Annotated in this window: 9 protein-coding genes; 3 read left to right on the plus strand and 6 right to left on the minus strand. The window is 37.4% G+C overall.

The features are described from left to right. The first annotated feature begins 83 nt into the window (after window positions 1–83). A complete protein-coding gene (locus BUB16_RS20680; RefSeq protein WP_139240405.1) occupies window positions 84–953 on the plus strand; it encodes a hypothetical protein in 870 nt (289 codons plus the stop codon). A 170-nt stretch (window positions 954–1,123) separates the two neighbouring features. On the opposite strand, the gene BUB16_RS20685 is transcribed toward BUB16_RS20680, so the two are convergent. From BUB16_RS20685 to BUB16_RS20705, 5 genes are all read right to left on the minus strand, one after another. Beyond that, window positions 1,124–2,773, minus strand: a complete 1,650-nt coding sequence (locus tag BUB16_RS20685; RefSeq protein WP_073068709.1) for an exodeoxyribonuclease X C-terminal domain-containing protein — start codon at window positions 2,771–2,773, stop codon at window positions 1,124–1,126. A gap of 33 nt (window positions 2,774–2,806) precedes the next feature. Then, on the minus strand, window positions 2,807–3,361 hold the full coding sequence (locus BUB16_RS20690) for a hypothetical protein (protein ID WP_139240406.1): 555 nt from the start codon (window positions 3,359–3,361) through the stop codon (window positions 2,807–2,809). Between the two features lie 328 nt (window positions 3,362–3,689). Then, window positions 3,690–4,580 carry a protein kinase domain-containing protein gene (locus tag BUB16_RS20695; protein ID WP_073068714.1) on the minus strand — a complete coding sequence of 297 codons (891 nt, stop codon included), beginning with the start codon at window positions 4,578–4,580 and terminating at the stop codon, window positions 3,690–3,692. A 156-nt stretch (window positions 4,581–4,736) separates the two neighbouring features. Then, entirely contained in the window at window positions 4,737–5,333 is a 597-nt protein-coding gene (gene ybiA, locus BUB16_RS20700) for a riboflavin biosynthesis intermediates N-glycosidase (protein WP_170864485.1), read from the minus strand. Then, window positions 5,323–6,363 (minus strand): phosphoribosyltransferase-like anti-phage protein, encoded by a 1,041-nt coding sequence (locus BUB16_RS20705; RefSeq protein WP_073068718.1) that lies wholly within the window; start codon window positions 6,361–6,363, stop codon window positions 5,323–5,325. The genes ybiA and BUB16_RS20705 overlap by 11 nt, the downstream gene beginning before the upstream one ends. A 303-nt stretch (window positions 6,364–6,666) precedes the next feature. On the opposite strand from BUB16_RS20705, the gene BUB16_RS20710 reads away from it, so the two are divergent. Continuing rightward, window positions 6,667–7,680 carry an IS110 family RNA-guided transposase gene (locus BUB16_RS20710; protein WP_073068721.1) on the plus strand — a complete coding sequence of 338 codons (1,014 nt, stop codon included), beginning with the start codon at window positions 6,667–6,669 and terminating at the stop codon, window positions 7,678–7,680. Window positions 7,681–7,858: 178 nt separating this feature from the next. Then, window positions 7,859–8,890: an IS110 family RNA-guided transposase gene (locus BUB16_RS20715; RefSeq protein ID WP_084088490.1), complete on the plus strand. Its 1,032-nt coding sequence runs from the start codon at window positions 7,859–7,861 to the stop codon at window positions 8,888–8,890. Window positions 8,891–9,192: 302 nt separating this feature from the next. Here the strand turns inward: BUB16_RS20715 and BUB16_RS21305 are convergent, their stop codons facing one another. Further along, window positions 9,193–10,239 carry a hypothetical protein gene (locus BUB16_RS21305; protein ID WP_139240407.1) on the minus strand — a complete coding sequence of 349 codons (1,047 nt, stop codon included), beginning with the start codon at window positions 10,237–10,239 and terminating at the stop codon, window positions 9,193–9,195. Between the last annotated feature and the right edge of the window lie 400 nt (window positions 10,240–10,639).

The following is a 10,639-nucleotide window of genomic DNA, read 5'->3' on the forward strand; positions in this document are numbered from 1 at the left end:
TTATCTTGGGTAGTCATGGTGAATCTGGGTTTAGTGATTAGTTGGTTGCATCTCCTAATCTAACTAAACTGTCAGATTTCATCGTGACTACTTCAATTTATATGCTCAAAGAGCCCTTCAACCCCTTGCTTGCAGAGAAATATAACGACCATACTAAACCGTCATGCTACATTGGAGCAGCAAAAGATCCTTTTGAGGAAGTCAGTGATTTTACTAATAAGGCTTTCCGAAATAAAGGTAATCTGTCGATGTGGCTTCGTGAACTTAAGGGAGTGCTAAATGTCTATCCAGATTTAATAATATTGGAATCAACCGTGTCCACCTATACCTCAGGGGATGCCCTGAAGTTATTAAAGGCCTGGCGATGGGCGGCTTATATTTCAGGATATCATCTTCGATCCAATCAACAGCAATACTATCGACCAGAAAATTATTTCGAAGAAACTGATAGCCACCAAGATCTTGTTGCTGAGCGATATTACACGATAAATGCGGTACCTGTTTATAAAAAGATTATGGGGTGGACAACTCATAAACAAACCACCAGCTCGATAAAGCCTTATTTTCCATACTCTTTGGTTCTTGATGATGAAAGTCTCAGATATTTTGACACCCGGGAGGAACGGTTAAGAGCTTTAGACAAATATTTGAATGAAAGAGATGATTGGACTATACCTGAAAATCCCAAGCAGTACAAACAACATCTGGCCATCGTTGATGAAAAAGCCTCACGAAAACATCCTCTAACCCTAGCCAAATGGAAAGCCCGGCCTATACTAGAGAAGGCTACTAGCTGGAAAGAGCTCAAAGAGGAACTGTGGGCATGGCGTTGGACGATTCATCCCCAACCGCGCGGAGGTATCCTTTTCAATGGTAAGTACCGGGTTCGCCTTAAAAAAATAAATCTTTCGGTTGCATTAGAAAAACTAAACCAGCGACTTGGGCAGTTATAACCTGTTTCTGAATGTACTCATTCGGCGTTAGATATCGTAGTGAGTTGTGAGGCCGGAAGGAGTTAGTTTTCTACTCTTATAATTGGCAACCAAGCTTTCAGCCTATAAGCCTTGAAGCACTTAATATAGCGTAGTCTTCTTATAAACGAATTATGAGTTTTAATTAAGACTTAATGTGTATTCCAATATCCAATACTCGCTTCTTCTCCATGTAGACCACCCCAATCGCCCTCCATACTTCTTGAAATGGCTTGTCCATCATAGTTATTATCCAAGGTAGGCTTGTCAGGTATATAAAGGTCAGAAATTATGTTTTTAATATAATTACGTTCTAATGCTACAAAATAATTTTCGTTTTCTAACTCTTTGTTAGTAGATAACAAACTTAACCCTACAGCAAAATGGAATAGATTATTTATGCAATAATAAATGTACTGTGAATCCTTATTTAAAATTTCACCAAGGGTATTTCCTTTATATTTCCCAAAACTAAATTCTGTTTGAGGATAATATAATTTAATGCTTGAGGCATTTTCTTCATCTTCTGTTATGCTGTTGTCTTTTTTTTCATTATAACCTTCTCGCAACTGCTTAATCTTTTTAAAGTAATCTTCTTCTTTTAGCTTAAAATCTGGATTGTTACTTTTAATTAAGCTTTCAGTATAAATTTCAGATAGCTTGTATTTCTCTATTTTATATCTTGATTGTTCAACATAATTATCCCATAGATCATTATAAGAGGCTTCGTCTAATAATTCTATTACTTTGTCGTATTTTTCTTCTTGATAATAGTCTTTAGACAAATGGATGAACTCCCATTGTTTTGAGGATTTTTTTACTTTTTGTATCGCTTTATCATTTGGTGAAAATTGTAAATAATCAGAAGCATATTTCTGAGCCAAATCAAAATTCTTTAGATTTAAATGGATCTTAGATAAAATTGAATCATAAAGATTAATGTTAGGAAAAAATTGCTTGCCTTTTTCTGCTACATCTAATGCTCTAGTATATAACTTTGATAATTCCTCATTTTCTTGTGGTCGTTCAATTGGTTCATGATTATCGTATGAAGTTAAGGTTTTGCTTAAAAATTCTGCTTTTCTTAAGTAACATGTAGCAATTAAAATAAGTGGAAATTGCTCCCCATCCTCTTCAATAATTTTTTTGTACCTATTTATAAACTTCCTAAGTAGTGGATAGCTACCTTTAAACTTAATTTTTTCTATTCGGTTAATCATCAGATTTAACGCGCATTGATTGCGAGGATTCTTGCTCAAAGCTGACTCCATGTAGTAATCCCATATAGACAACTGGTCGTTATCGTAAAAACTAGCCAATTGTTTAAAATTCCTTGAGCAGGGATTTAATATTGTAGCTCTTTGAATATCATTCAACCTGGTAATTCTGTCATTTTCCTTATTTAAAGCTCTCAAAGATAATGCAATATCGCAGTCAAATGGCTCATTGCGTTCAATTACTCTAGTTAATAATTCATTGGCTTTTTCGTAATTTTCTTCGCAAATCAACAAAATACTTGTAATCACATGGTTATAATAAGTTCTTAAGTTTTTTAATTGAGAATTAATCGAATGGTAATTTTTATGATTATTTAGTGGAATAGAGCCATTATATTTGTGGTGAACTTGTTTTAAGCCAAAAATTTCATCCCATTCTTTCTTCTGTTCATCTGAAATTTTTCTTAAGAAGCATACCAAGCAAGGTATACCGTCAAATAATAGTTTTATTTTATCTTTAGCATTTAAGATTTCATTCTCTTTTAAAAGCTTGATGGCTTCTGATATGTGTTCATAGTTATTCATGATATGATAGGTTTTTCAATACCTTTTTAAATATTAGAATGGTTGAATATCATTATTTGACATATCTATGGGGGAAGAGGGAGAACCAATCAAGCTACTATTTTCATATTTCTTTCGATGTGTGTAATAATTTTTGTTTGAATCTGAATTCAATAAATAAACATGAATTGTTGAAAAATTATTATTTCCATCTAATTCCATCTCAATTAAACCTAATACTTGCTCTTTTAAATAATCGGTATTTAGAAAGAATAAGTTTAATTTATTTTCTTCATAAGGATCTGAAAATATAATATTCAACTTATTGTTCCTTTCATTAATTACCTCATAATCATTGGCCGTTAAAAATATTTGGGCTTTTCTCTTTTCAAGCTTTGTTTGAAAGAATAAAAATGCTCCGCTGTAACAACGGCTATTTCTTAATGAAATAAGGTTATCATCTAAAAAAGTATAAAGCGACTCATCCCCATCGAAAAATCCAATTGTGTATATAATAAAATAACTCATTTTAGAATTCATTAATGATGTTCCGGAATATATTGACCCAGCACATAATTGGCGCACGTATCCAATTTTAAATTGGATCATCAGTTTACTATTTGGCGCTAAGAAATCAAAACGAACGCCTAAGAGGGACACCGAGCCCGTGCGCGGGATTGGGCCGGTTAGAAATCTGGGATAGTGGCTCGTTTTGAGCTACAACTTCTGCCCATTGGCAGAAGATAAGCCCGAAAAGGCATGCAATCCGAAGCTTTACGCGTAGGAATGGGTTTGGATGCCGGCAGGCAGTCCGAGCGTGATCACCGAAAACCGGTTGCCAGCTACAGGTTAAATTGGATTTATTGAAATAATAAGATGCTGATGTAGGTGAGGACTACCTGCTTGACATTTTCCTTTTTGAAGGGGTTATAGGTACTTATGATTCGAATAATTGCCCATCCAATTTTAACTTTCTCTTTGAAAATTTTTCAAAGACTATATTAAACCTATTTAGTGCTTCATCGATAGTGATTCTATCATCAATATCTATTTTGATCATATCCTTAATAATAGATTTAATTTCAGTTCCATAATCACCCTTAATGTAACCAACCTTATCAATTTCTATGGGATCAAGTTTATCTTCTGGTTCTTTCAGGGGATTCATACCTCCAAACATATGACCTAAAACAAGACCTAATTGAAATATATCCGATTCTAATCTTAGGTCATCATCTCCATTTGAATAAGCAACTAAATTTGGCGTTCTGTAATACCAGGGCATAGCAATATAATCGTTGAACTCGATAGGGTCATCAGTGTCTGACTTTAAATTTTTTATTAAACCAAAGTCACCTAATTGAGCACGATAGTTATTTATAAAAATATTTTGAGGTTTAATATCCCTATGTACTATTTCTTTTTCATTCAATTCTTTCAAAGCTGATAATAATTGTAAGGCATAAACTAATCCTTTACCAATACTTATTGGTCCCTTTTTTATTTCATCCCATAATGTATGGGGCAAATATTGCATTACGACAAAAGGTCTCTCTTTAAATTCGCCCTCGTCATAATGCTTCATTAAAGATGAGTGGTATTGGTTTTTCATAAATTGAATTTCTTTTAAAAACTTTTCCCTTCTATCATCAGATGAAATTTTGTAGAAAAGTTTTAGAGCAAATAGACCGCCTTTAAATTTACCTCCTGTGCAAGTTACTAATAAGGCAATACCATTTCCGCCCTTACCTAAAAACTGAATATTCCTATACCAATTATTACCAGCTCTAATACTTTGAAAGTTATCAATGTAAAGATCTTCTGCCATGATGAAATAAAATTGAATTAGAAATAAGTACCTATAACGACATTGCGCATAAGCTGCGTGCAAGCCAACGTTGATTTAAAAATTAAAATGTACTGCAGAAATTGAATAACCCAAAACCGGCAGGGTAGGGCGAGGCACGTCCGCTTAATGCGCTGGTTAGCGAGCTGTTTTATAATTATTAAATACAAATTCTAAGATATCGTCACCAATAAGAAATAAGTTCTCAATACTGGGTGGATTAATTATATATTCTTCTGACTGTTGTTTTTTTAAATTCTCTCTTATAGCCATTAAGAGTCTGCCTTGAGCATTTATGCCAACATACTTTTCACCATCATATGATGCCCCCCATATTTTATCTTTATCAGAATATTCTACAATTGCTTTATCATTCGTAGATAATAGTATGTATGAAAACTTTTCAAAATTTTGAATTAATTTTAATTCAATGCAAAGCCTCATAACTTTGAATTTTATAGATTCCCAGTCAGTTCTGACTTGGGTTTGATGTTTTCTTGAGACTCTTTTTGCAAATATGGGGCTTTTCATTGCTATAATTTTTTTTTGAATCCTTTCTTTTCGTGGAAATTTCAAAGCTTGATATAAAGCCTCGGAGGTTCTTATAACAGTATTCTGTATTTTTATTGGAAAACCTCCAGCCATGTTGGATAATGCACCATAGGCCTCTTTAGTGCTCCGGAAGGTTATACATTCGTCTTTACGGTAAGATCGTATATTTTTTTTATAATCCACGATTTTCAACTGGAAATAAAGGTTTCCATCCTCGATTTTCCCACCAATATACAATGGGGCAGGTATTAGATATATTTCTCCATGTAAATGCATGACTCCCGGTTCCGAAAGTATTGTAGCTTGGTGGAGTCATCCCTAATGGTCTTATTGAAGCTGCAAGATGCTGAACCTTCGATAATATCTCTAAACCTTTATTCAAAATGATTCTTTCATATCTATCTCGATTTTCAGGTGAACTGTAAAAGTTTTCTTCTTTAGGAAAATTAGAATTTCGATATGCATATTTCCGATGGCGGTCAGCTTCGTCAAAAGAATCTAAATAATCGTTCCATTCTTCAACTTCTTCATCTTTTTTAGGATAAACATGATTGAAAGAAGGACTTGGATTGTATCCATTTATTCTTGGATCATTTTCAATTTTATAGCTGTAATGGATGTCTAAATTAAGATTTACCTCATTATTAAATCTCTGTTTTAGAATAAACCTAGAATTAGAGCACCCCCACGAATGAAGAAAAAAGAAAAAACCAACTATTTTAATTCCATCATCACACAATTCATCAATACCAAAATTATCAATTTTTTCCCCAAGGTCTCTTCTGAAAGTACCCCCAGATGCTAATATATCGTCAAAATAAATCCAGTATTTTATCCCATCTCTTCCACAATCTTCTATACCAAAACCAAACTTGCTTAATAAATAATCATTTATATGATCTAATAATATCGATTGACTTTTAAAATTGGCTTGGCAATCTAGAAAACAAATATTACCCAGAAATTTGTCAACTGATTGATAATTGTAATGATCAGACAGGTATTCAAGAATTTCTCCTATTCCGTCTACAAATTCATCTCTAGAGATATATGATTCAGGAAGAATGTGATTTAACTCTTTGAGCAAAAATGTTTGATCATAATTATCAAATTGTTTGACCCAATCTAAAACATGCTGTTCATCAATATTGATGCCACTACCTTTTCGGTAATCAGAAATTTCTTGAGCAATTTCTTGAGCAATTTTATTCATTTTGTGATGATAGTTTAATAATGAAAACTTTCAGCTCGCTAACGACATTGCGCATAAGGTGCCTTTAGATTACTTCTCAGATATATAACTGATTATCTTAGTAGTATCAACCGCAACTGGACCTGCCGGGGTGACCTAGATAAGGTGCTAGCTTTAGAACTAGCGTGCGTATGAGTCCCCGGTAGGCTTCAGGCCAGAAGGCACTAGTTAGAATATAAGTCAAACGGACTCGTAAAGGTAATAGTGGCTGGTCCTATCCAGTAAGCGGACAATCATCCACTCATAAATATTGGAGAAAATCTTATGGAAGCCAGCTATTATGTCGGTGTTGACATCTCGAAACAACAATTGGATTGGCAGGTAAACGACGCTCAAAATACGTCGCTTACATTCAGCCAGACTGCAAACACCCCAATTGGGATCCACAAAATGATAAGGCGATGGAAACGAGCCAAGTTCTGTTTAGATGAGCTTGTCGTTTGCTTTGAGCATACAGGGTCATACGGACTTTTGTTGGCCACAATCTTAGAGCAGTCTGCCATTTGTTATGTGGTGGTTTCGGCAGCTGAGGTTCAGCTTTCCTTAGGTATTCGTCGAGGGAAATCGGATCCTATCGATGCCCGCCGCCTGGCTGAATATCTATGGCGCTTCCGGGATCGGTTGGTTCCAAGTCATTTGCCATCCAAAGCGTTATTGGAGTTGCGCGGTTGGTTGCTATGGCGGGAAAAGCTAGTGAAAATGCGAACAGCACTAGCCAATGGTCTCCAAGCAAACACCCTTACCAGCCAAGTAGCGGAGCTTGGTGAAATAAACGATCAGATGCAATCCCATCACGATCAATTGACCCAGCAACTGAAGCTGGTTGATCGCAAGATTAGAAGGCTCCTTCGCCGGTATAATACTAAAGAAGGCCAATATGATTTGTTGACAAGTATTCCAGGTATCGGTCCGATCATTGCCGGTTGGCTGTTGGTATACACAGAAGGGTTTACCCGGTTTGATAACGCTCGAGAGGTGGCTTGTTTTGTTGGTAGTGCCCCATTTCCCAAACAGTCTGGCCAGCAAAGGAGCCCCAATCGGGTCAGTAAGTGGCGCTGCGTACGGCTGAAGACGCTACTATTGCATGGGGTACATTCAGCCATCCAGTATGATCCGGAGCTAAGAGCTTATTACAACCGAAAGTGCGCGGAAGGGAAACATCCGCAAAGCGTGAGGAATGCGGTGATTTGTAAGCTGCTTTATCGTATATATGCAGTTATCAATCGAGGAACTCCATACGTTAATATTTGTCAATACGAAACAATCAAAATTGTTTGATTTACTCTTAGAATACGCACGAAAAAATGTTGAATTGTTAAATAATGAACGGAAAGACAAAAAGCCAAAAGTTGGCAAGCCCTGGCGAGGTGCGTCCCCTTAATGCGCGGGATCTTTCCAAAAAGGAGGCCTCACTTAGATTAGCGATTATCAACCGTAACTAACTAAGGAGGACCCCATGACCTATGTAGGAATCGATCTTCATACAACTAATATGGTGAATGTAGCGATTAACAGCAACGGAGAAGTGATCCGAGAGGCGAAGCTGCTGACGAGCACGCGATCACTGGAAGATTTTTTGGGTGGTTTGGAAGTCCCCATCCGGGCGGTCGTTGAATGCACCAGCAACTGGTATTGGTTGTCGGACTGGTGCCGAGCTAACGGGGTAGACCTGACGTTGGCCCACGCGAAGATGGTCAAGGCGATTAGCTATGCGAAGGTTAAAACGGATAAAGTCGGTGCGAAGACCCTGGCCGAGCTATTACAGGCCGACCTTATTCCAGAGGCCTATCAGATAAAACGAGAGCTGACGCGGGGACGCCTACGGATGATCCAGTGGCGGGAGAAATTGCAGTCTGCGCTGTGGGGACAGGCCATCAAATATAACGTGCAGATCACAGACAGCCAGTGCCGGCAGCTGGATAAACTGCAAACTTGGCTCCAATCCAAGCTGCCTCCGGCAGCAAACCGGCAGGCCGAGTTGCTGATCGCCCAACTCAGCCAGCTACAGGGCCATATCCACCGGATCGAGGAGGAGATTGAAAAGCAGGTACCTTTTGAGGCTGCCGCCGAGCGTCTGATGGACGTACCTGGCTTAGAAAAGGTACGCGCCTGGACCATTATGGCCGAGATCGGGGACATCCAAGTGCGGGACAGTTTGTCAGCTATTGTCGGTTGGTACCAGGAGCTAAGGAGTGGGGGATCCCATCGGCATAAATCAGGTAACAAAGATGGCAATAAGTACCTGCGGGCGGCTTTCGGACAAGCAGCGGTCTCGGCCTATACCCATTACAAAGGGGTGAAAAAATTCTATCGCAAGATTAAACGCCGAAGTGGTCGGCCCATAGCCCGAGCCGTGGTCGGGAAGGAACTGGCCAAAGGCGTATGGCATATGCTGACCAAGAACCAAGGGTATAAAGGATTTAAGGGGCAGCCGGTAAGGGCCGCCTCTGGGACCTGCTGGCCCCAGCCTATAAACCCGAACGCCTAAGGGGGACTTCGGGCGCGGGATTGGGAAATAGGCTGGCTGGCCGGGTAGAGATCTGGGATAGTGGCTCCGCTGAAGCTACAGTTTCTGTCCATTGACGGAGAATAAGCCCGAAAAGACATGCAATCCGAAGCTTTACGCGTAGGAATAGGTTTGGACGCCAGCAGGCAGTCCGGCCGTGATCACCGAAACCGGTTGCCAGCGATAGGTTTGAACTAAGGATTTATTGGAGTAATACGATGCTAAGGTAGGTGAGGACTATCTGCTTGACTTTTTCCTTTTTGAAGGGGTTAGGTGGTTTTCAATTATGTAGCAACCTTTTTAATAACTTTTTTTATCTGAAGTGAAATTTCATGATATAATTTTTTTCGCAATGCTAGTGCCTTCGGTACTCTTTCATTTGAAAGGTTGAAAGGAAAATTTCTACTTGAAAGATTATCAGATATAATATGTAGGTGAGAAAATTTAGCACTATGATTATTTGCAGCTAATGCCATCCATCCAATCTCTGGATCAACAAATCTAGCTTTTAATGAGGCTAACTTAAACCAATCATTAGTCTCTTGCATTACAGATGGAACAGTAATATGTGGTGCTTTTATAACTAAATTATTAGCAGATGTAAATAAATTTTGCCATTCTATAATTTGTCCATTAGGTAGTATGCTTTTGCTACTTGTAGCTAGTAGTCTATTAGGAAAGTCTTGATAATCAAGGGAACCTAATTTACCTATATATAATACTGTATTAGCTCCCCTTTTACATAAATAAGAGACTAATCTTCCAGCAATTTCTCCCCAGATTGTATGTTTGCAACCTAGCAGAATGGCATTATTATTAAAGCCATCAACTGGTTTCCATAAAAAGGGTTCATGCCCTTTCCACAAAGTGGAACTTGATAAACCTGATAAAAAGTCGACTTTTCCTAATACAATAGTAGAAGCATTAGGAATTGATGAATTTAAAGAGTTACGCAATTCGGTTTCACATTTTTTTCTCGTAGGGTATTCAGGTTTGATGTTAATTGGGACGCCTAGTAGTGCAAAATAGGAAGAAATGACTGATGAAAAATGCAAAATGTAATCAAAACCAGGAAAGCAATTTACATATGCAATTGAATTTGAAATATTTACTACTGGTCTTTCGACGTTAAATATTTTGTTCGGTTTTTCAAGGCTTGAAGTAGCTGAAATTTTATAATTTCCTCTTACTATAACTTGCTCAATATCTGAAAAGAAATTAATTAAAGGATGAGGTATTTTTAATGACAAATATTGATATAAACTATTTCCCATAGTATGGTTCTTAGGGAGAACAGTTAATGGTTGCTGATGCCAAGCTTGTCGATTCAAAAAATGTGATAGATTAGTTGAACACACGTCCCTCTTTTTTTGCTTCCGTGAGCAATTGATTAAACTCTTCGATTAAAAAATTAAAAGCAGAATCCCCTTCAATACATTTAATTGTTGGTACTGCTTTTCGTTTCGATTCGTGAGAATATGGCGCAAGTAAAGCAACATTTCCAAACCTGAAAGAAGAATATCTCGGGGAGCCAACGTAGCCATAAACTTTTAAACTGGAAGTTCCACAATCTGGATTAATCGACGAAAAGAACTCTATTGCTTTATTTATTTTCTCTTTTGCAAAGGTTGAATCTTTACCTGAATCCGTGAGTTAATTTAAAATTAGTTATATAACTTTACTAATAACAAGCAGTTACCAGTTTTTGTATATTCACCTAACAGGTGAAGT

This window comes from Fodinibius roseus (genome assembly GCF_900129315.1).
Lineage (GTDB): Bacteria > Bacteroidota > Rhodothermia > Balneolales > Balneolaceae > Fodinibius > Fodinibius roseus.